This is a genomic window from Nannocystis sp. (assembly GCF_016714285.1).
Classification (GTDB): domain Bacteria; phylum Myxococcota_A; class Polyangia; order Nannocystales; family Nannocystaceae; genus Nannocystis.
Map to the genome: position 1 here is coordinate 435,954 of NZ_JADJNN010000003.1, position 20,542 is coordinate 456,495.

The following is a 20,542-nucleotide window of genomic DNA, read 5'->3' on the forward strand; positions in this document are numbered from 1 at the left end:
CCGCGCTTGAAAGCTACGATGAGTAGCTAGATGCTACTCATCACGTCGTCAGAGCCGCGGGCGAGGGGCCAAGTGTTTGAGATCGTGGCGCGGGGGAGTGGCATGGGAACAGCATGTCAAATTTTCTGCGTGCGTACCCTTTCTCTCGCCCTTGCTTGCCTGCTTCCGGTCGGGCTTCCGGCTTGCGTCGATGCCCCGATCACGGAGGCGCATATTGCCCCGGACGGGCAGCTGCGGACGGGTCTCGAGCAATCCGCGTTCTCGGCGCGGCCGCAGGTATCGACCGGGCAGGCGGTGCAGGTGGCGGCGGTCCTGGCGGCGCAGGCGGATGGTCCGCTCGAGGATGCGGCCGAGTTCTCGCGCGACGTGGGGGCGGTTCACCTCCACTTGCGGGCGGACAGCTTGATGGAGGCGCGGCCGGTGCTCTTCGTGTGGACGCACGCGGGGGTGCGCGAGGAGGTGCAAGGCGTGCTTGCGCCCACGACCACGCTGACGCTCGCGGCGAGCCACCCGATTTCGGGGGGCCCGGTGATCTCGGGCTCGCCGGAGCAGCCCGAGCAGGCGCGGGGTGAGCCGTGGCAGGTCGAGGTGTACAGCGCCGATGCGGCGGGTGGGGCCGGCGAACTGCTGTTCCGGCGCGAATTCCTGGTTCTCTAGACGCTCTTGCTTGGTGGCGTCGAGTCGTGCGACGCCCGCGGTTTCGACCGCGGGCGTTTCTTTGTTGGTTGCTGGGCTGGCCTCGGTGGGGGCTTGCCCGTAGCATTGCGGGCCATGGAACAACGGCAAAGCACGGGGCTGACCCCCGAAGAGGTCGATGTGTTCGCCCGCGGGCTGTACTACCTCGCCAGTGTCGACAACCACCTCGACGAGCGCGAGGTGAAGTTGATCGAGGAGTTTCTCAGCGAGACGGGCTCGGGGCTGACGCTGGAGGAGCTGAAGACCCGGCAGTTTAGCTTCTACGAGGCCGTGCAGGTGCTGGAGACCACGTACATGCGGCGGATCTTCGTCAAGGCGGCGATCGCCCTCGTGCACAGCGACGGGGTTTACACCGACGAGGAGCGTCGGGCTCTCGGGACGGTGGCCGACGTGTTCGGCCTGTCCAACGCCGAGTTCGGCGATCTCGAGCAGGAGGCGCGGCGCCTCGAGCTGCAGTGAAGTCAACCCCTCAGATTTACCGGCGAGCGAGAGAACGGAAGCAGACATGGGCATTCTAGGGTTTATCAAGAGCCAGCTCATCGACATCATCGAGTGGACGGACAACAGCAATTACACGCTGGTGTACAAGTTCCCCGACGAGGATCACGAGGTCAAGAACGGGGCCAAGCTGGTCTGCCGCGAGAACCAGGCGGCGATCCTGGTCAACGAGGGGCAGATGGCCGATATCTTCGGCCCGGGCACGCACACGCTGAGCACCCAGAACGTGCCGGTGTTGTCGCGGCTCAAGGGCTGGAAGTACGGCTTTAGCAGCCCGTACAAGGTGGATGTCTACTTCGTCAATCTGAAGCAGTACATCGACCAGAAGTGGGGTACGGCCAATCCGGTGTTGATCCGCGATCCGGAGTTTTCGGTCGCGGGGCGGCCGGGTCGGGTGCGCATCAGGGCCTTCGGGTCATACAACTTCAAGATCTCCGAGCCGGGCACCTTCTTCAAGGAGCTGGTCGGGACGCAGGGGATGTACACGACCGACGAGATCGAGGGCTACCTGAAGCGCCTGCTGGTCGGCAAGTTCACCCAGGCGGCGGGCAAGAGCGAGATCAGCGTCGCCGACATGGCCGGGCACTACAGCGTGCTCGAGAATGTGGTCAAGGGTGACATCGCCGAGGAGTTCAAGAAGCTCGGGCTGACGCTGACCAGCTTCGTGATCGAGAACATCTCGTTGCCGCCGGAGATCGAGAAGGCTCTCGACGCGGCTGCGGCTCAGTCGGCGCGTGGGGTCGACAATACGATGGCGTGGGAGGGCATGCAGGCGATGCGCGACGCGGCCAAGCAGCCGGGTGGTGGCAACGGCGTGATGCAGGCCGGCATGGGCATGGGCATGGGCATGGGCATGGGCAACATGATGGGCAACGTGATGGCGGGGGCGATGCCGGGATATCCGCCGCCGGGATATCCGCCGCCGGGATATCCGCCGCCGGGATATCCGCCCCCGGGTTATCCGCCTCCCCAGGGTCAGGCCGCGCCAGCGCCGGCCGAGGACAACAGTCTGGAGAGCAAGCTGCGCAAGTTGAAGGCGGCGCTCGACGCCGGGCTGCTGACCGAGGACGAGTACAAGGCGAAGCGGACCAAGCTGCTCGACGCGTTCTGACGCGGGGCTGGGTGCGGAGGCGAGGCGGTCGTAGTTGCGGCCGCCTCGTCGTGTTTGGTTTGTCCGTGTCGACCGAGTACGGCACGCGGCGGACGGTCGTGGTTGCGGCCGCCTCGTCGTGTTTGGTGGCAGAGTTGTGCGGGGATTTTGGTGTACAAGTCGGCGGTGACGCGGCGCGTGTTTCTCGTCGGGACTGACACCGATTGCGGGAAGACCACGGTGGCGTGCGCGCTGCTGCGGGCGGCGCGGGCGGAGGGGGTGCGGGCGCTGCCGTTCAAGCCGGCGGCGAGCGGGGTGGCCGATGCGACGGGAGATCCAGAGCGGTTGGTTGCGGCGGCGGCGATCGCCGGGCTCGGGGTGAGCGAGATCTGTCCGCTGCGTTATCCGCTGGCGGTCGCGCCGGGGCTGGCGGCGGACGGGGTCGAGGGGTTTCTTGCGCGGCGCGACGCGGGGGCGCTCGAGCTGGCGTGCGCGAGCCTGGCGGCGCTCGAGGCCCGGTATGCGCCGGAGTTGACGGTGATCGAGGGCGCGGGCGGGTTGTGGGTGCCGATGCCGGGTGGGTCGTGGTTACCGGCGTGGATCTCGGCGATGGAGGCGGAGGTGGTGGTCGTCGGGCGGCTCGGGCTCGGGACGATCAATCACTGCCTGCTCTGCTTCGCGGGGCTGCGCGAGCTGGGGCTCGCGCCGCGGGGCTTTATGTTGGTGCAGACGCGCGGGGAGTGGGACGCGTCGCAGGAGCACAACGAGCGGGTGATCGCGGTGAGTAGCGGCGTGCCGTGTCTCGGGGTGCTGGGCTTTCGTGCCGACCCCGACGCGCATGCGTGGTTGCGGGGCGGGGTGCGGGCCTTGCTCGCGTGAGCGTGCGATCGGGCGCGAGGCTCGCTGCTTGGGTGCGCGAGCCTCGGGCTTTAGCGTCGGTCGCTGCCGCCGGGGACGGCGGAGGCGTTGAGTACGCCGCGGAAGCTGTCGCGGTAGGACCAGGCGAGGAAGGCCTCGATGGCGACGAGCACGGCCGACATGCCGACTTCACCGGGGGTGAGGACGATGTGGAAGGCGGCGATGTTGACGAGGATCGGTGCGAGCAGGAGGAGGCCGAGCGGGACGAAGCGGCCGGAGATGAGGAGGACGCCGGCGACGATCTCGGTGACCTTGATCAGCGGGAACATGTAGCCGGTCGCGAACAGCGCGCCCATGAAGGCGGCGGCTGGGCCTGACAGCGGCGGCATCGGCAGGAAGTGGAAGAAGAAGTTGAGGCCGAAGACGAGGAAGAGGAGGCCGAAGAGGACGCGGGCAACGGTGACGACGAGTCGCATGCCACGAGGGTGCACTGTTGCTTCGTGGCGAACAAGGATGCTAGCTTGGGATGCTATGTTGCACGGAGCGGAACAGTCCGAGGCGCCGGAGATCGAGGAATTGGTGGCGTTTCTGCGGGTTGCGGAGACCGGGTCGTTCACGACGGCGGGGCAGCGGCTGGGGGTGCCGAAGTCGACGGTGAGCCGACGGGTCGCCCGGCTGGAGGACAAGCTGGGGGTTTCGCTGCTGCACCGGACGACGCGCGCGATCAATCTGACCGAGGCGGGGACCCTGTTTCAGGAGCGGGCCGGGCGGGCGCTGGCGGGGCTCGAGGAGGCGACGCTGGCGGTCCGCGAGGGGCGCGAGACGCCGCGCGGGCACCTGCGGATCACGGCGCCGTACGACATCGGGGCGGGCTCGCTGGCGTCGATCGTGGCCGGGTTTACGCGCGAATACCCGGAGGTGACGGTCGAGATGGTGTTGACCGATCGCACGCTCGATCTGGTCGCGGAGGGGCTCGACCTCGGGCTGCGTGGGGCCGCGGCGCTGCCGGACTCGTCGCTGGTGGGGCGCAAGCTGGCGAGCCTCGAGGTGTTTCTGGTGGCGAGCCCGGAGTACGTCGCGGCGCGCGGGCTGCCGCGGACGCCGGCCGAGCTGGCGGGGCACGACCTGGCGCTGCTGCGGATGAACAACGGGCGCGGCAAGCTGGCGCTGCGTGGGCTGGACGGTGCGACGGAGGAGTTATCGGTGCGTGCGGCGGTCAGCGCCAACGGCTTTGGTTTCTTGCATGCGGCGGCGCTGGCGGGTGGGTACATAGCGATGCTCCCGGACATGCGCGCATTGTCGGAGATCCACGGCGGCCGGCTCGTGCGGGTGCTGCCGGACTACACGGTGGGCGCGGGCAACGTGTATCTCGTGCACCCGGCGGCCAAGGTGTTGCCGGCCAAGGCGCGGGCGTTTAGCGACTATCTGCTGGCGAATCTCGAGCTGTTCACCCACGGTCCCGTGTGTATGAAGGTGATCGCGGCGCAGCGGGCCGAGGAGGCCGCGAGCGGGCGGATGGGTGGGCGTCGGCGCGAGCGCGCGGGGGAGGGCGTGCGGCGGGTGACGGCGCGGGGGTGAGGGGGGTGATTCGCGGCGCGGGGGATGTGGTGCGGTGATTCGCGGCGCGGGGTGAGGGGGTGATTCGCGCGCGGGGGATGTGGGTTGTGTGGTGATTCGTGGCGCGGGGATGCGGGTTGTGTGGTGATTCGTGGGCTGAGGTTGTGCGGTGATTCGCGGGATGGTGTGCGGTGGGATGATGGTGGTGCGGTGATTCTTCGTCGCGGCGACTGGTTCGATTCGCGGGGAGGCTCATCGCGTGCTCTGGCGTTCAGGGGGGTGGGTGGTCGATGAGCCAGGCGCCGAGTTCGGCGGTGATGCGGGTGCGGGCTGGGTTGGCGGGTGCGGGGAGGAGTTCGGCGCGGGCCAGCTCGACGAGGGCGCGGGCGCGGGGGCGGTCGTTCTTGCTGTCCCAGAGGGCGCGGGCGAGGGCGAGGCGGAGCTCGGCGAGTTCGCTGGGGTCCTGGGCGCTGGCGAGGGTGAGGGCGCGCTCGAGGGGGGCGATGGCTCTGGTGGGTTGGGCGCTGGCGAGGGCGAGGAGGCCCTGGCCGGTGAGGGGTTTGCTGAGGCCGGGGAAGTCGGGGCCGTGGGCGCGCTCGAGGATGGCGATGGCGCGCTGGTAGTGGGCGGCGGCCTCGGGGAGTTGGCCCTGGAGGACGAGGGCGCGGGCGAGGTTGCTGAGCACGTCGGCGAGGCTGTCGTGTTCGGGGCCGAGGGCGTGCTCGAGGATCTGGAGGGCGCGTTCGCTGTAGCGGCGCGACTCGGCGAGGTTGCCCTGGCGCAGGTGGACCTCGGCGAGGTTGCCGGTGACGGAGCCGACGTCGGGGTGGTCGGGGCCGCTGCTGCGCTCGAGGAGGGCGCGCACGCGTTCGAAGTAATCGGCGGCGGCGAGCAGGTCGCCGCGGGCGTAGGCCAGGGTGCCGAGGCCGTTGACGGGCGGGGCGAGCAGGGAGTGGTGGGGGCCGAAGGCACGCTCCCAGATGGCGATCGATCGCCGGAAGCAGCGCTCGGCCTCGACGAGGTGGCCCTGGATGCGATGGACCTCGCCGAGGTTGCTGATGGTGCGGGCGATGTCGGGGTGGTCCGGGCCGAGGGCGGCCTCGCCGAGCTCCACGGCGCGCTCGTAGGCGACCTGGGCCTCGGCGTGCCGGCCGCGGCGGTAGTGCACGTTGCCGAGGTGGCGCTGGTACATGGCGAGGCGCGGGCCGCTGCTCGCGGGGCTGAGGTCGATCGATCGCTGGATCGCGGTGAGGGCTTCGGCGTAGCGGGCGTAGCGGGTGTGTACGACGCCGAGGCGGGCCCGGAGCTGGGCCTCGAGCGCGGGCGGGTCGCCGAGGCGGTGGAGCAGGGCCTCGGCCTGGTGGGCCCACTGCATGCCGTCGTGGTCGCGACCGAGGCGCTCGCCGACGAGGTCGATCAGGCGGAGGGCGGCCTCGATGCGCACGTGATCTTCGCCGATGGCGTCGGCCAGGTAGTACGCGGCCTCGTAGCTGCGTTCGGCGGCGGTGAAGTCGGCCGAGCTCTCCTCGAGGCGGCCGCGGTGGAAGATCGCGTCGGCGCGGGCCGGGGCGTGGCCGCTGCGATCGGCGGTGGCGACGGCGTTGTGGGCGAGCTCGAGGCCGCGGGTGTAGCGGCCGGCGTCGTCCTCGGCGCGGACCTGGGCGAGCAGGGCCTGGAGCTCGCGCAGGGCGGTGGCGGTGGCGGGGTCGCGGGGGGCGAGGCGGGGGTCCTGGATGTCGAGCTCGGCGCAGCGGGCGAGGGGGCGGAGGTTGCTGGCGGTCTGGACGGCGCGCTCGGCGATGCTGGCGTCGGCCTCGGCGAGCACGTCGACGACGGCGCGCAGCTCGGCGCGGCTGTCGGCGAGGCAGGCCATGCGCAGGTCCATGAGCGCCTCGGATTGGGTGTGGTGGAGGTTGGTGGCCTCGCAGACCTCGACGTGCATGGCGCGCCATGTCCTTGCGAACAGGTCCAATTGTTCATGTACGCGGGGCCAGGTGTCGCGGGCGTAGGCGAGGCCGGTGGCGGCGAGGGCGGTCTGGAGGGCGTCGGCGCGGGCGTCGTCCCACACGCCGGCGAGGAGGTGGTCGGCGTCGCGGCACAGCTCGGCCTCGGCGTTGCGGCGCTCTGCGAGGGCGAGGCCGGTGGCGAGCGCGAGGGCGACGAGGGCGAGGCCGGCGAGCCAGCGCTGGCGAGCGCGGCCGGGGTCGGCGGCGAGGGCCGCGAGGAGGGCGTGCATGTCGGGGAAGCGCTCGTCGGGGGTGACGCGGAGGCCGCGGAGCAGGACCTTGCGCAGCCAGGCGGGGACCTTGCGGCCGGGTGGTGGGTCGCGGATGGCGGAGGTGAGGATGCTGGTGCGCAGCTCGAGGTGGGTCTTGCCGGCGAAGGGTCGTTCGCCGTAGAGGGCCTCGTAGAGGGTGACGCAGAAGCTGAACTGGTCGGAGCGGGCGTCGACGGCGACGCGGAGGTGCTGCTCCGGGGACATGTACGCGGGGGTGCCGAGGAGGGAGCCGGCGGCGGTGGGAGGGCGGTCGGTGGGGCGGGAGCGGCGGGCGGAGCGGGAGGACTCGAGGGGGTGGACGTCGCTGCGTTCGCTGGTGAGGGTGGCGTCGTCGGGGTGGGCGTCGCTGCGGGCGAGGCCGAAGTCGAGGACGCGGGCGCGGCCGTCGGTGCCGACGACGACGTTGTCGGGCTTGAAGTCGCGATGGACGAGGCCGGCCGCGTGGGCGGCGGCGAGGCCGAGGCCGGCCTGGCGGTACATTGCGAGGATCTCCGGGAGTGGCCTGGGGGTGGGTCGGGGCTCCTCGGGGGTGCCGTGGATCCACTCGCGCAGGGTGCTGCCCTGGACGAACTCCATCGCCAGGAACACCTGCTCCGAGAGGACGCCGACGTCGTAGACCTGGACGACGTTGGGGTGCGAGAGCTTGGCCATGAGCTGGGCCTCGCGCAGCATCCGGTCCGAGGAGGCGCCGCCGTCGGGGCTGGTGCGGGGGCGCAGGAGCTTGATCGCGATGCGGCGGTCGAGCTCCTCGTCGTAGGCCGAGTAGACGACGCCCATGCCGCCCTCGCCGAGCTTTCGCAGCAGGGAGTAGCGGCCGAGGAGGGCGCGGCGGGGGGTGGTGGGGAGGCTGTCGCCCGGGAGCGGCTGGGCGTCGGTGTCGACGCGGGTGGCCTCGATCTCGGCGGGCGAGGAGCGGCTGGTGGTCGACGGCGCGGCGTCCCCCGGCGGGGGGCGTCGGGGCGCGCCTGCCTCGTCGCCGCTGGCTGTCACGATGGCGACCAGACTGGCAGATGGGGCAAGAGCTCACAAGCGGAGCGGGCGCGGGGTCATACTCGCGCGACGGCCCGCGCGATGCGTTGAGGCCACGCGAGCTGTGGCGTTTAGCGCAGCATGCCGAGGCCGCGCAGCCAGGTGAGCATCTGCTCGGGCCACTGGCGCATCGCCGGCATGCGGCTGCTCTGGGCCAGGCCGACGCCGTGGCGGCCGTCGTCGTAGAGGTGGAGCTCGGCGGGGCGCCCGGCGGTCTGCATCGCCTCGTAGTAGAGCTCGCTGTTGTGGAACTGGACCTTGCGGTCGCGGCGGGAGTGGACGAGGAACGCGGGGGGTGCGTCGGGGCCGACCTGGGTCTCGAGGGAGAGGCGCTGGATGAGGCCGAGGGGTGGCGGGTCCTCGGGGCCGAGGAGGCTCCGCTTGCTGCGCTGGTGGGCCCAGCGGTCGTCGAGGGTGACGACGGGGTAGACCATGACGATGAAGTCGGGGCGGCAGCTGACGCGCAGCAGCGGGTCGGGGTCGGCGGGGTCGATCGAGCGATCGCCGGCGGGCGGGCAGGCGGAGGCGACGAAGGCCGCGAGGTGACCGCCGGCGGAGAAGCCGATCATGCCGATGCGATCGGGGGCGACGCCGAGGGAGGCCGCCTGAGCGCGGACGGTGCGGACGGCCTGCTTGCCGTCGGCGAGGAAGTCGCGGTGGTGATAGTCGTCGCCGCTGACGCGGTAGCGGAGGACGACGGCCGTGATGCCGCGCTCGACCAGCCAGCGCGCGGTCGGGAAGGCCTCACCCCACAGGCCGCCGGTGTGGGCATAGCTGCCGCCGGGGGCGACGATCACGGCCATGCCGGTCGCCTTCGTGGGGGGCGGCAGGTAGTAATAGAGCTCGGGGGTGTCGCCCTTGCGGCTGCCCTTGGCCGCGGGGGCGCCGTCGGGCCACAGGGGGGCCTTGCGCGTGAAGTCTCGGGCGACGCAGCCCGCCAGGAGCAGACAACCGAGGGACAGCGGGAGGGGGCGCACGCGGTGGCCACTCTAGGCAGGTCGGGCTGATAATGCCAGCGGTATGCGCTCCGGTGGCGCGCGCCGAGCGGGCCGGGTTTCGCTACCATCCGCGGCATGCGCTTGCACGGGACCGTGACCTCGCCGTTTGTTCGCCGCGTCCGGGTGGTCGCGCAAGAGCTCGGGCTCTCGCTCGAGTGGGTCGATACGACGACGCCGGAGGGGCAGGCGTCGTTGCAGCGGCTGAGCCCGCTGCGCAAGGTGCCGGTGCTCGAGGTGGACGGCGTCGGCGTGCTCGACTCGCACGCGATCTGCGATCTGCTGCTGGCGCGGGCCGGTGAGGCTGGTGATTTTCGTCGGCCGCAAGCGGCGACGCGGATCGCCGAGGGCAACGTGATCCATGCGATCGACGGCGCGACGGAGTCGGCGATCCGGCTGTTTTACTTTCGCCGCGATGCGGTCGACAGCGAGGCGATCCCGTACATGCGGATCGAGCGGGAGCGGGTCGCTCGCGCGCTGGCGTGGCTCGACGAGCGGGTGCGCGGGCCGTGGTGCACGGAGGTCGACGGCTTCGGCCTGGCCGAGCTGGCGGTGGTCACGGCGGTCGAGTGGATGCAGTTTCGGGCGGTCGCGGCGATGGAGCCGTACCCGCGTCTGCTCGCGCTGGTGGCCGCGCACGCGGAGCGGCCGAGTCTGCGTGCGACGCGGCCGCCGGGGATGTGAGCTGTCCCGGGGGACAGGTTTGTGCTGGTGCGAGGGACGCGGCCGCCGGGGATGTGAGCTGTCCTGGGGGACAGGTCGCTATCAGTTCGTGCGCAGGGGGAGGCCGCTGATGCGGTCGATGCCGGCGACTGGGCTGCTGGGTTCGCCGGCGTGGCCGGAGAGCTTGGCGAGGGTGCGCTCGAGGTTGAAGACGAGGGTGCGCTCGTCGGCGAGGGTGGGGTCCTGGGTCTGGCGGTAGATCGACGCGAGGGTGTGGACGGCCTGGTAGGCGCCCTCCTGGTCGTTCTTCTCGTGGTGGAGGGTGGCGGCGCGGGTGAGGCTGGTGCTCTGGTCAACGAGCAGGCGGCCGCGGACGAGGCCGAGGCTGGCGGCGGCGGGGGTGACGGTGGTGAGGGCGACCTGGCTGCGGATCTGCTGGCCGGCGCGCTCGCGGTAGTCGAGCTTGACGTTGGCGACGGCGGCGCCGAGGGCGACCTGGGTCTCGGGCAGGCCGGGGCCGGTGTCGGAGCTGAGGGCGATGTAGATGGCGCCCTTCTTGCGGCTGAGGAAGATCGTCTCGATCGAGAGGGAGATGGCGCCGCCGTCGATCCACTTGAGGGCCTTGCCGGGGATGCCGTAGACGCCGGCGATCTTGAGGCCCTTGGCCGGGCGCAGCTCGAGCTGCATGTCGTGGGCGAGCTCGGTGACCATGGTGTCGAACTCGTCCTCGAACACCTTTTGCATCTTCTGGGCGTCGGGGAAGAAGAACAGGTTGCCGCCGCGGACGCTGCTGATCGCGGTGGCCAGCTCGGCGCCGAACTGGACGCCGACGCCGACGGTGGTCATGCCGACGCCGGAGCGGGAGGCGTCGCGGGCCATGCCCATGAAGCTCTGGGCGTCAGTGCGGCCGACGTTGGGGCGCTCGTCGGTGAACAGCATGACGCGGGTGGTGCCGGCGAACTTGTGGGCGCTGGCGAGGGAGAAGCCGACGGCGAGGCCCTCTTCCATGTTGGTCGAGCCGGCGCTGGCGATGCCCTGGATCTGGCGGGCGATCGCGGGGCGGTCGCGGACGGCGGTGGGCTGCATGTACACGTGCGAGCGGTCGCCGTAGAGGACGATCGAGAGCTCGTCGTCGGGGTTTAGCTGGGAGAGGACCTTGAGCAGGCTCTCCTTGACGAGCTCGAGCGGCTGGCCGGACATCGAGCCCGACTTGTCGATGACGGCGACCAGGTGGACGGGGCTGCGCTTGAAGGTCTTGGGGTCGAGGCCGGAGGAGAAGCCGAGCTGGGCGAGGTAGCGGACCTCGGGCTGGACGAGCAGGGCGGAGGCCATCGCCTCGCCGGTGGCGCACAGGGTCTGCGTACACTTGCTGCGGGTGGTGAGCGGGAGGTCGTGCTCGCTGAACAGGCCCTCGGGGGTGAAGGTGTTGGCGTGGGGGACCTCGCCGGCGGCGACGCGGTCGCGGAAGTAGCTGATATCCTGGGCGCCGCCCGGGGTGGCGCCCATCTCGAGGTCGGCGGAGAAGCTGTAGGCCGCGGGCGAGGGGGCGGCCATCTTGTAGGGGTGGCGCTCCTCCTTGTCGTCGCGGGGCGGGCTGCGGCCGTCGGCGAGTCCGGGCAGGAGGATCTGGGCGCAGAGGGCCAGGCCGGAGAGGAGACGGAGGGCGGGGGAGCGGTGGGCGAGGCGCATGCGGCGGCTCGTACGCGTGAGGGTGGCGGGCGGTCTGGGGAATTTATGCCCGTCGCGGTGCTGTCCCACGCCGGGCAATTCATCGGCGCCGCGAAGCCCTGGTCGGCGTGCCGGCATTGGCGGGGGCGAGGCCTCACGGGCCGGCGACCCCCGGGTTGCGAATCGATGGACGTCGCCGAGCGCGACCGGGAGAGCGGCGGGTCGCGGGTCGGGGATATCGTCGGTGTGGTGATTCGGCGGCGGGTCGTGGGATTGTGCGCTGTGGGTGGGCCGCGGGAGGTGCGATCAATATGTGCGTAGTTGCTTTGACTCGAGGTGTCGCTCGAGTCAGGTTGGGGGCGATGATGTGGAGATGGATGATCACGGGGATCTTGGTGTGTACGGCGGGCTGCGCCCGCAGGCAGGCGCTCACCGCCGGGGAGCTCGCGCAGCTCGACGAGCGTGCGGCGGCGACGAGCGTGCGGGTCTACGTCAGCAAGCGGCTGGTCGCGGAGTACCCGGAGCTGGCGCTCGAGCGGACGGTGGCGGTCGACCGGGAGATCCGCGTGCGCACGCGGGAGCGACCGCTGCGGGAGATCGTCGGTCGGGGCACCGCCGGGCAGGTCGTCGCCCGCGACGGCGTGAACGGGGCGCCGCGCCTGTGGATCGCGTTCGCGGGGGCGTGTGAGGCGAGCGCGTGCGCGTATGGGTTCGTCGAGACGGAGGACGGCCGCTATCGCCTGGCGTCGCTGCCGGCGCGGGCGGAGTACCGGGAGGCCGCTGGCTATCGCGGGGCGGTGCGCGAGCGACGTCGGCTGCAAGCTGGGCGGCGCGAGAGCCTGGGCGAGCGCAACGAGGTGCTGGTGCTGCGCCGCGGCGAGCGGGCGCTGACGGTGGAGCTCGAGATCAAGAAGGACAGCCGCGAGCGGCGGCGGGCCCGGGTGGTGCGGCCGGGTGGGCGCTGAGGGCATGGCGCTCAGGCTGCGCGGGCCGGGGTGCTCGAGAATTGCAGGGACCAGGAGTGGTCGCTGGCGAGGTCGACGGTGAGGGTGGTGGGGTGGTGGTCGGCGGCGAGTTGTTCGAGGACGCCGCGGGCGAGGGCTGGCATGAGGGAGCCGCGCAGGAGGTGCTCGAGGGAGCGGGCGCCGGCGTCGCTGTGGAGGCAGCGGTCGACGAGGGTGTCGAGGAGGGCGGGGGAGAAGAGGGTCTCGATGGCGTGGGCGCGGCGCAGTCGGGCGGCGAGGGCGGCGAGCTTGAGCGCGGCGATCTCCCGCAGGATTGCGGAGCCGACCGGGCGGTAGGGGACCACGGTCATGCGGGCGAGCAGCGCGGGGCGGAAGTGGCGGGCGAGGGTCGGCTCGATCGCGGCGCGCAGCTCGGTGAGGGTGGGGTGGCCGTGGCGGTGGAGCTCCGAGATGGTGTCGGCGGCGAGGTTGCTGGTGAGGAGGATCAGGGTGCTGCGAAAGTCGACGATGCGGCCGTCGGCGTCGGCGAGGTTGCCCTTGTCGAACACCTGATAGAACAGGTTCATCACGGCGAGGTCGCCCTTCTCGCACTCGTCGAGGAGCAGCAGCGAGTGCGGCCGCTGGCGCACGGCCTCTGTGAGCAGGCCGCCCTCGCCGTGGCCGACGTAGCCGGGCGGGGCGCCGATGAGGCGGGCGACGCTGTGGGGCTCGGAGAACTCGCTGAGGGCGAGGGTGAGGAGCTGGCGTTCGCCGCCGTAGAGGTGTTCGGCGAGGGCGAGGGCGGTCTCCGTCTTGCCGACGCCGCTGGGGCCGACGAGCAGGAGCACGGCGATCGGCGCGTCGGGGTCGCGGACGCCGGCGTGGGCCATGCGCACCGCCTCGGCGACGATCTGGACGGCGTCGTCCTGGCCGCGGAGGCGGGCGTGGAGGGTGGTCTCGAGATCGAGGAGGGGGCGGGTGGCGTCGCGGCGGAGCTTGCCGGCGGGGATGCCGGTCCAGTCGGCGAGGACGCGGGCGACGGCGTCGCGGTCGACCTCGGCGTGGACCAGGGGGTTGTCGCCGGCGAGCTCGCGGGCGTGAGCGCGGGCCTGGGCGAGGGTGGCGGTGGCGGCGGGGCGTTCGGGCGGCGGGGCGGCGCGGAGGGCCTCGCGGGCGCGGACGAGCTCGGTGACGGCGAGCTGCTGGGCTTGCCAGTGGTTGTGCAGGGCGGCGTGTTGGGTGGTGAGCTCGGCGATCTCGGCGGCGAGGGCTGGGAGGCGGAGGGTGCCGGGGTCGCGGCCCTCGTCGAGGTCGCGCTGGAGGGCGCTGTGTTCGCTGTGGGCGTGGGCGAGGCGGTCGCGCAGCTGGATGAGCGGGGCGGGTGGGGACTCCTGTTCGATCTTCACGCGGGCGGCGGCGGTGTCGAGCAGGTCGATCGCCTTGTCGGGGAGCTTGCGGCCGCCGAGGTAGCGGTCGGACAGCTCGGCGGCGGCGATGATGGCGGCGTCGGCGATGACGACCCCGTGCTCGTGCTCGTAGCGGTCGCGCAGGCCGCGGAGCATGCGGATGGTGGCGGCGAGGTCGGGGGCCTCGACCTTGACCGGCTGGAAGCGGCGGGCGAGGGCGGCGTCCTTCTCGAAGTAGCGGCGGTACTCGGCCCAGGTGGTGGCGGCGATGGTGCGCAGCTCGCCGCGGGCGAGCTCGGGCTTGAGCAGGTCGGCGAGCTCGCGGTGTTCGCCGGCGCCGACGAGCATGTGGGCCTCGTCGATGAACAGGACGATCGGCGCGGGGCTGGCCTTGATCTCGGCGATGAGCTGTTTGAGGCGGCGCTCGAGCTCGCCGCGGACGCTGGCGCCGGCGCTGAGGAGGCCGAGGTCGAGGCCGAGGAGCTCACAGCGGGCGAGGGTCTGCGGGACCTCGCCGGCGACGATCGCGAGGGCGAGGCCCTCGACGAGGGCCGTCTTGCCGACGCCGGGCTCGCCGACGACGATCGGGCTGTTCTTGCGGCGGCGGGCGAGGATGTCGATGAGCTGGCGCAGCTCGGCGTCGCGGCCGAGGACCGGGTCGAGCTCGCCGCGGCGGGCGCGGGCGGTGAAGGAGACGGTGTAGCGGGCGAGGGCGTCGGGCTCGCTGGTGGTGGTTGTTATGGGGGCGGTGAGGTCGGCGACGAGGGCTCGCAGCGGGGCGACGGGGGATCTGCAGGGCGGCCAGCGATTCGCCGGTGTAGCGGCCGGGGTGGGCGAGGAGGGCGAGCAGGAGCTCGCCGGGGCTGACGCGGCCGCGGGCGTGCTCGACGGAGGCGAGCAGCCAGGCGTCCTCGAGCCACAGGAGCAGGCCCTCGGCGAGGACGGGGCGGCCGGGGTTGCCCTGGCGCAGGCGCTGGACGATCGCCTGGGTGGCGGCGAGGCTGCGGGCGGGGTCCTGGTGGAGCTGGGTGAGCAGCTGGCGGGGCTCGTCTGCCGTGAGCAGGGCGGCGAGCAGGTGCTCCGGGGCGACCTGATGGAAGCGGCCGGCGGCGGCGTCGGCGACGGCGGCCTCGAGGGCGCGGGTGCAGGCGGGATCGAGGCGGCGGACGAGCGCCTGGGGGTCGGTGCGCAGCAGCATGAGCGACACTCCTTGCGAGACAGCGGTCGGCCGAGGTGATGGCATATGCTCGGTGCGTGTGCACGCGATGGCGGCGATTTATCTGCACACGAACATATCGCGTGAGCCGCGGCGACAGAATGTGTGGTGTCGCTTACATGAACTGGTGATTCGTGGTGCAGCGCGGGCCTGTGGGTGGGTCGCGGATCGATAAGGCGTGGCGACAGGATGTGTGGTGTCGCGTACGCGAACTGGCTTGTGGGCGGGTCGCGGATCGGTGACGATGATGGGCGATGCGGACGTGGAGTTCGTCGCGCGCTGCCGGGAGGAGCTGCCGGCCGGCAAGGTCACGCGTGAGACGCTGGTGTGCGTCGAGGCGGCGACCGAGCTGTCGCAGGCGCAGCAGTGCCTGCTGGCGGCGACACGCTGACGCGGTCGCGGAGTCCGTTGCGGCGGTGGCGGCGACGGAGTCCGTCGCTGTGGGCGCGTCGTGACTAGCTGCGACGCGCTGGCGCAGACCCCTCGTCGCGTCGAGGTATGGATCTGGCCTTCAGGACAGGTGAGCTGGCGGCTGGTCAGGGCGGCGCCGGGGGCCTATAGTGGCGGTCGACCGAGCTTCAGGATGTCTCTCGCCTGTGCACTCGCACTCCTGCTCGCGGCGCCCGCCGCCGGGGTGGTCGCGCCAGAAACCGGGGGGGTCGGGCCGGAGACCAGGGCGGCGACGCCAGGACCCGCGCCGGGGAGCGGCGCGACGGCCGAGTCGGGGAGCGGGTCGGGGAGCGGGGGACCGGAGAGCGGGGCGGGGCGTGAGGGGCCAGCCAGCGCGGCGCCGGTGGGAACGGGCGCGGTGACGCCGGTGTTCGGGGCGGGGCGTGAGGGGCCAGGTGGCGCGGCGCCGGTGGGAACGGGCGCGGTGACGCCGGCGTTCGAGCCGGGGCTGGCGAACGAGGTGCACCGCCTGCGGGCGGCGGCGGAGCTGCGCGCGGCGGGCCGCTTCGCGGAGGCGGCCGCGATCTACGAGGCGCTGTACGACGGGCGGCACGCGCCGGAGCTGCTGCTGGCGGCTGCGCGCACGCGGGCGGCGGCGGGGCAGTACGCGCACGTGCTGGCGTACCTCAGCCAGCTGGTGGCGAGCGGGCAGCTGACGGCCGCGGACACGCAGGTGGTGTACAGCGAGCTGCAGGCGGCGCAGGGGGCGGTGACGCCGGTGACGGTGCGGGCGCAGATGCCAGCGCGAAGCGGCGAGGCCCCGCTGCGGCTGCGTGCGGAGTTCCTCGCGCAGTCGCCGGGCGAGCAGCGGCCGCCGCTCGAGTTCCTTGTGCCGGCAGGGGCCGGGGCGACGCGGGCGGCGACCGTGCAGCTCGACCCGGGCCCGTGGCGGGTGCGGATCGACGAGCCGGGGCTGGCGCGGGTCGACCTGCTGATCGAGGTGGGGACACAGGCGGGCGAGCCGCTGCAGCTCGACCTTCGCCTGCCGGCGGATGGGCTGCCGCAGCCGCAGCGTCGCCGGCTGGTGGGCGCGCTGGTCGGGCTCGGCGGCGTCACGCTGGGCGCGGGCGCGGGGGTGACGGTGGGGTGGCAGTTCACGCGGGTGCGGCCGGCGCTCGGCAGCAGCTGCGACGAGCTGTCCGGCTGCGACGCGACGCTGGCGGCGGCGGTGACGGGGCGCGGCGTCGGGGGGGCGCTGATCGGCGCGGGCTCGGGGGTGCTGCTCGCCGGCCTGACCGGGCTGTTCGATGACCCGAGGCGGCGCCGGCGGGCGTGGATCTTCGAGCTGGTGCTCGGCGGCGCCGGGGTGGCGGGTGGCAGCTTCGCCACGGCCCTCGCGGCCCGCGGCTTCGAGCGGGAGATCGCCGCGGACGCGCGCTGGGGCGACGCGAACCACATGCGTGCGCTCGAGCTGCGCGCCAACCAGCACACCTTCGCGGCCGCTGGCCTCGGGCTCGGCAGCGGCCTGGTGTTCGGCGCCGCGGCGGGGCTCGTGCGCTCGCGGATCTACCAGCAGCGCCAGCGCAACAGCCTGGCGCTCGCGCCGACGATGGGCCGCGGCGGGCTCGGGTTGGCGCTCGCGGGCCGCTTCTGAGGTTGGCTCGCGGGACAGGTGGAGCTGGTCTTTGGGACATGCTTGGGGGTAGGCGCTCACGGGACAGGTCGAGCTGTCTCTCGGGACATGCTGGGCGTGGCTGTCTCGTGGGACAGGTGTTGATGTCCCTTGGGACATGCTTGGCTGTCTCGTGGGACAGGTGTTGATGTCCCTTGGGACAGGTTTCCGCTCAACGGTGGCGCTGCAGCCAGGCGGAGATCTCGTCGACCTGGGGGCGGTGGCCGGGGGTGAGGCGCTCGGAGGCGAGGGCGGACTCGGCGAGGGCGCGGGCTTGTTGGCGGCGGGCGGTGAGCTGCTGGGGCGATGGTGGCTCGTCGGGGCTGCGGGGGCGCGGGGCGATCAGCGTGCGGGCGAGCAGGAAGCGGGTGGGCGCGAGGGTGTCGGGTGAGGCGGCGGCCTGCTCCTGGGCGCGCAGGGAGGCGGCGATCAGGGCCTCGGCCGCGCCGCTCTCGCCCTGTTCGAGCTGGTCCTCGGCGAGGTGGAGGGTGGCGGCGACGACCGCGGGGTGGCCCTCGGGGAGGTTGCGGCGGTAGATCGCGCGGGCGCGGGCGTGGAGGGCGAGGGCGTCGACCAGGCGCCCCTGAACACGGGCGACGAGGCCGAGCTCGTCGAGGATCTCCGCGAGGTCGGAGTTCTCGAAGGTGGTCGAGCGCTCGTGGATCGTCAGGGCCTTCTCGAGGGCGAGCCGGGCCTCGTCGGGGCGGCCGCGGAGGCGGGCGAGGGTGCCGAGGCGGGCGTGGATCGCTGCCATCGCCGGGTGGTCTTCGGCGTGCAGCTTGCTCTGGATCGCCAGGGCTCGCTGGTAGTAGGCGGCGGCCTCGTCATGGCGCTCCTGCTGGCTGGCGAGGCCGCCGAGGGCGACCAGGAGGGCGGCGATCTTACCGTGCTCGCGGCCGTAGATCGACTCGTAGAGGGCGAGGGCTTGCTCGTGCCGGGCCTGCGCCTCGGGGTTGTGGCGCATCGTCTGTTCGACGCGGCCGAGGTTGACGAGGGCCTCGGCGCGGTCGGCGGGGCTGCACGCGCGCAGGTCGTCGCATAGGCCGAGGGCTCGCTCGAACAGGCCGCGGGCGCGCTCGTGCTGGCCCTGGTCGAGGGCGACGCGGCCGAGGTGGCCGAGGGCCTCGGCGACGCGGGGGTGGCCGGGGCCCTGGGTGGCCTCGCGGATCTGCAGCACCCTGGTGTAGTTGGTCTGGGCCGCGGCGTAGTCGCCCTGTTTTTGTTGCATGCCGGCGAGGTCGTCGAGGGCGGTGGCCACCTGGGGGTGGTCCTCGGCGGGGTAGCTGTTGCGGGCTTGCTCGAGGGCGAGGGTGTACTCGGCGAGGGCGGCTCGCAGGTCGCCGCGCAGCTCGTGGAGGTGGCCGAGGTAGCCGCGCCTGGTGATCTCGCCCTGGGTGTCGTTCTGGCGGCGGAGAGCGCCGGCGGCGATGGTGCTGTAGACCATGCCCTCGGCGTGGCGCTCCTGCTCGACGCCGACGACGCGGACGAGCTCGGTGGCGGCGCGGGCGACGAAGAGGTCGTGGCGGCTCTCCTCGGCGAGCTGCATCGCCTCGATGAGTGCGGCCTCGGCGGTCCGGGCCGCGCCGACGCGGCTGTGCAGCAGGCCCTGCCAGTAGAGCGCCTCGGCGATCAGCGGCGGGTGGGCGAGGGCGCGGGCGTCGCGGAGCACGGCCTCGGCGAGGTCGCGGCCGATCGCGTATTTGCCGGTCTGTTCGAGGGCGCGGAGCTCGGCGATTCGGTGCTCGAGGGCGCGGGCGCCGGCCTGCAGCTCGCTGGCGGGTGGGGGTGGCTGGCCGATCTGGGAGGAGGGGTCGTCGCAGGCGCGGACTGGTTGGAGCTGGGTGGCGGCCTGGACGGCGTTGTCGACGACCTCGCCGTCGGCGCGGGTGAGGAGGCCGATGAGGGCGCCGAGCTCCTCGCGGCGCTGCTCGAGGCAGAGGCTGCGGAAGGCCAGCTGGTGGCCGGTCTGTGGGTCGCGAGCGGCGCGGCAGAGGTCGACGCGTTGCTCGCTCCAGGCCACGGCGTAGTCGGCGATGCGGGCGTCGACGGTGGTCCAGGCGGTCTCGGCGTGGGGTCGTTGTGAGGCGCGGAAGGCGGCGTGGATCTGGTCGCGGACGGTGGGGTTCCACAGCGGGTCGAGGCTGGCGGCGGCGTTGTGGCAGGCGTCGGCGGGGTCGCGGGTGAAGGTCCAGGCCAGGCCGGCGGTGAGCCCGAGGAGGCCGACGCCGGCGATCAGCGCCGCGATCGCGAGCGGGGCGCGGCGGCGGCGTTCGCGGGACAGTTCGCCGAGCAGCGCGTCCATGGAGGGGAAGCGGCGGGTCGGGTTGGTGGCGAGGCCGCGGATGACGGCGGCGTGCAGCCAGGTCGGGATGTCGTGTTGCCGCGGGGGTCGGCGGAGGGCGCCCTGCAGCTTGGCCTGTTGCAGCTTCGCCGGGGTGTCGCCGCCGTAGGGGCGACGGCGGTAGAGCGCCTCGTAGAGGGCGCAGCAGAAGCTGAATTGATCGCTGCGCTCGTCGGCGGCCTGGTCGTACTGTTCGGGGGCCATGTAGAGCGGGGTGCCGACCAGGGCGCCCGCGGCGGTGAGGCCGGTGACGTAGAGCTCGTCGCCGGGGAGGCTGTGGCTGTCGTGGGAGAGCAGGGAGTCGGGCGGCTCGGGTGGGGTGGTGAGGTCGGTCTGCGGCGGGAGCGAGCGGCCGAGGGCGCGGCGCAGGGGTTCGCTCGGGGTGTCGTTGCGCTCTGGTTCGGGCGTGGGGTGGCGGCGGCCGTCGGGGTTCGGGGTGCGCAGGGAGTGGCTCGACGAGCTCTGGCGCATGGCGGCCTCGCGGGTCTCCTGGACGACGCCGAAGTCGAACACGCGGACGCGTTCGACCGCGCCGCTGCGGTCCTCGCTGACCATCACGTTGTCGGGTTTGAAGTCGCGGTGGATGAGGCCGGCGGCGTGTGCGGCTGCGAGGCCGCGGCCGGCCTGCAGGAACACGGCGAGCACCTCGCGCCAGGGTCGTCGGCGGCGCAGCCAGTGCTTGAGGGTGACGCCGACGATGAACTCCATCGCGATGTAGACGAGCTCGCCGTGGGTACCGACCTCGTGCACGGTGACGACGTTGGGGTGGGCCAGGCGGGCCATGGCCTGGGCTTCGCGGAGGAGGCGGGCGTGGGCGAGGTCGCTGCGGCCGGACACGGCGAGGCGCGGGCTCAGGAGCTTGATTGCGACCTTGCGGTTGAGCTCGGCGTCGTAGGCGGCGCAGACCAGGCCCATGCCGCCGCTGCCGAGCTGCTCGAGCACGGCGAAGCGGCCGATGCGGGTCGGCAGCGGGGTGGGCCCTGGTTGTGTGCTCGTGAGGCCGGGTTCAGGGCTGCGTTGCGGCTGTTCGGGGCGCGACGAGCTGTCCGCGGTGGAGCCGCGTTGCTCGTCGCGGTGGTTGGGACCTGCCACGGCCCGTCAGGATAACCCTCAGGGCTGCGAGTTGCGTCACGTCTGCGAGACGGTGGCGTGGACGCTCGGGTCGCCGTGCGTAGGGGTTTGCGGGCGGCACCTGCGGGGCTTCGCGGGCGACGACTTGGTCACGCGCCCGGCGACATCCG

General features: G+C 72.6%; 15 protein-coding genes and 1 pseudogene. 9 read left to right on the forward strand and 7 right to left on the reverse strand.

Features of this window, described 5'->3' with window-relative positions; genetic code table 11:
- Window positions 1-72 precede the first annotated feature (72 nt).
- From IPJ59_RS09455 to bioD, 4 genes are all read left to right on the forward strand, one after another.
- Entirely contained in the window at window positions 73-657 is a 585-nt protein-coding gene (locus tag IPJ59_RS09455) for a hypothetical protein (protein WP_293270949.1), read from the forward strand.
- A 114-nt stretch (window positions 658-771) separates the two neighbouring features.
- On the forward strand, window positions 772-1,155 hold the full coding sequence (locus IPJ59_RS09460) for a TerB family tellurite resistance protein (RefSeq protein ID WP_293259833.1): 384 nt from the start codon (window positions 772-774) through the stop codon (window positions 1,153-1,155).
- Window positions 1,156-1,201: 46 nt separating this feature from the next.
- Complete coding sequence (locus tag IPJ59_RS09465) at window positions 1,202-2,305, forward strand: SPFH domain-containing protein (protein ID WP_293270951.1); 1,104 nt, start codon at window positions 1,202-1,204, stop codon at window positions 2,303-2,305.
- Window positions 2,306-2,470: 165 nt separating this feature from the next.
- Window positions 2,471-3,163 (forward strand): dethiobiotin synthase, encoded by a 693-nt coding sequence (gene bioD, locus IPJ59_RS09470; RefSeq protein ID WP_293259839.1) that lies wholly within the window; start codon window positions 2,471-2,473, stop codon window positions 3,161-3,163.
- Between the two features lie 50 nt (window positions 3,164-3,213).
- Here the strand turns inward: bioD and IPJ59_RS09475 are convergent, their stop codons facing one another.
- A complete protein-coding gene (locus IPJ59_RS09475) occupies window positions 3,214-3,618 on the reverse strand; it encodes a DoxX family membrane protein (protein ID WP_293259842.1) in 405 nt (134 codons plus the stop codon).
- Window positions 3,619-3,673: 55 nt separating this feature from the next.
- Between IPJ59_RS09475 and IPJ59_RS09480 the strand changes: the two genes are divergently transcribed.
- Window positions 3,674-4,720, forward strand: a complete 1,047-nt coding sequence (locus tag IPJ59_RS09480; protein ID WP_293259845.1) for a LysR family transcriptional regulator — start codon at window positions 3,674-3,676, stop codon at window positions 4,718-4,720.
- Window positions 4,721-4,970: 250 nt separating this feature from the next.
- Here IPJ59_RS09480 and IPJ59_RS09485 read toward each other — a convergent pair whose 3' ends face one another.
- Both IPJ59_RS09485 and IPJ59_RS09490 read right to left on the reverse strand, forming a co-directional pair.
- Window positions 4,971-7,967 (reverse strand): serine/threonine-protein kinase, encoded by a 2,997-nt coding sequence (locus IPJ59_RS09485; protein ID WP_293270953.1) that lies wholly within the window; start codon window positions 7,965-7,967, stop codon window positions 4,971-4,973.
- A gap of 110 nt (window positions 7,968-8,077) precedes the next feature.
- Window positions 8,078-8,983: an alpha/beta hydrolase gene (locus tag IPJ59_RS09490; protein WP_293270955.1), complete on the reverse strand. Its 906-nt coding sequence runs from the start codon at window positions 8,981-8,983 to the stop codon at window positions 8,078-8,080.
- 96 nt (window positions 8,984-9,079) lie between these two features.
- On the opposite strand from IPJ59_RS09490, the gene IPJ59_RS09495 reads away from it, so the two are divergent.
- Window positions 9,080-9,685 carry a glutathione S-transferase family protein gene (locus IPJ59_RS09495; RefSeq protein ID WP_293270957.1) on the forward strand — a complete coding sequence of 202 codons (606 nt, stop codon included), beginning with the start codon at window positions 9,080-9,082 and terminating at the stop codon, window positions 9,683-9,685.
- Window positions 9,686-9,766: 81 nt separating this feature from the next.
- On the opposite strand, the gene IPJ59_RS09500 is transcribed toward IPJ59_RS09495, so the two are convergent.
- Window positions 9,767-11,353, reverse strand: coding sequence for a vWA domain-containing protein (locus tag IPJ59_RS09500; RefSeq protein WP_293270959.1), 1,587 nt, complete (start codon window positions 11,351-11,353; stop codon window positions 9,767-9,769).
- Between the two features lie 356 nt (window positions 11,354-11,709).
- Here IPJ59_RS09500 and IPJ59_RS09505 point away from each other — a divergent pair, with 356 nt between their 5' ends.
- Window positions 11,710-12,297 carry a hypothetical protein gene (locus IPJ59_RS09505; protein ID WP_293259863.1) on the forward strand — a complete coding sequence of 196 codons (588 nt, stop codon included), beginning with the start codon at window positions 11,710-11,712 and terminating at the stop codon, window positions 12,295-12,297.
- Window positions 12,298-12,308: 11 nt separating this feature from the next.
- Here IPJ59_RS09505 and tssH read toward each other — a convergent pair whose 3' ends face one another.
- The gene (gene tssH, locus IPJ59_RS09510) at window positions 12,309-14,777 is read right to left on the reverse strand and encodes a type VI secretion system ATPase TssH (RefSeq protein WP_366524575.1); all 2,469 of its coding nucleotides are present in this window, start codon (window positions 14,775-14,777) and stop codon (window positions 12,309-12,311) included.
- Window positions 14,716-14,925 (reverse strand): annotated as a pseudogene (locus tag IPJ59_RS09515) (hypothetical protein); the annotation flags it as partial. The pseudogene IPJ59_RS09515 and the gene tssH, both read right to left, overlap by 62 nt.
- A gap of 217 nt (window positions 14,926-15,142) precedes the next feature.
- Between IPJ59_RS09515 and IPJ59_RS09520 the strand changes: the two are divergent.
- Both IPJ59_RS09520 and IPJ59_RS09525 read left to right on the forward strand, forming a co-directional pair.
- On the forward strand, window positions 15,143-15,289 hold the full coding sequence (locus IPJ59_RS09520; protein WP_293270960.1) for a hypothetical protein: 147 nt from the start codon (window positions 15,143-15,145) through the stop codon (window positions 15,287-15,289).
- Between the two features lie 483 nt (window positions 15,290-15,772).
- A complete protein-coding gene (locus IPJ59_RS09525; protein WP_293259872.1) occupies window positions 15,773-16,942 on the forward strand; it encodes a hypothetical protein in 1,170 nt (389 codons plus the stop codon).
- A gap of 190 nt (window positions 16,943-17,132) precedes the next feature.
- On the opposite strand, the gene IPJ59_RS09530 is transcribed toward IPJ59_RS09525, so the two are convergent.
- On the reverse strand, window positions 17,133-20,393 hold the full coding sequence (locus IPJ59_RS09530) for a serine/threonine-protein kinase (RefSeq protein WP_293270962.1): 3,261 nt from the start codon (window positions 20,391-20,393) through the stop codon (window positions 17,133-17,135).
- Window positions 20,394-20,542: the final 149 nt, after the last annotated feature.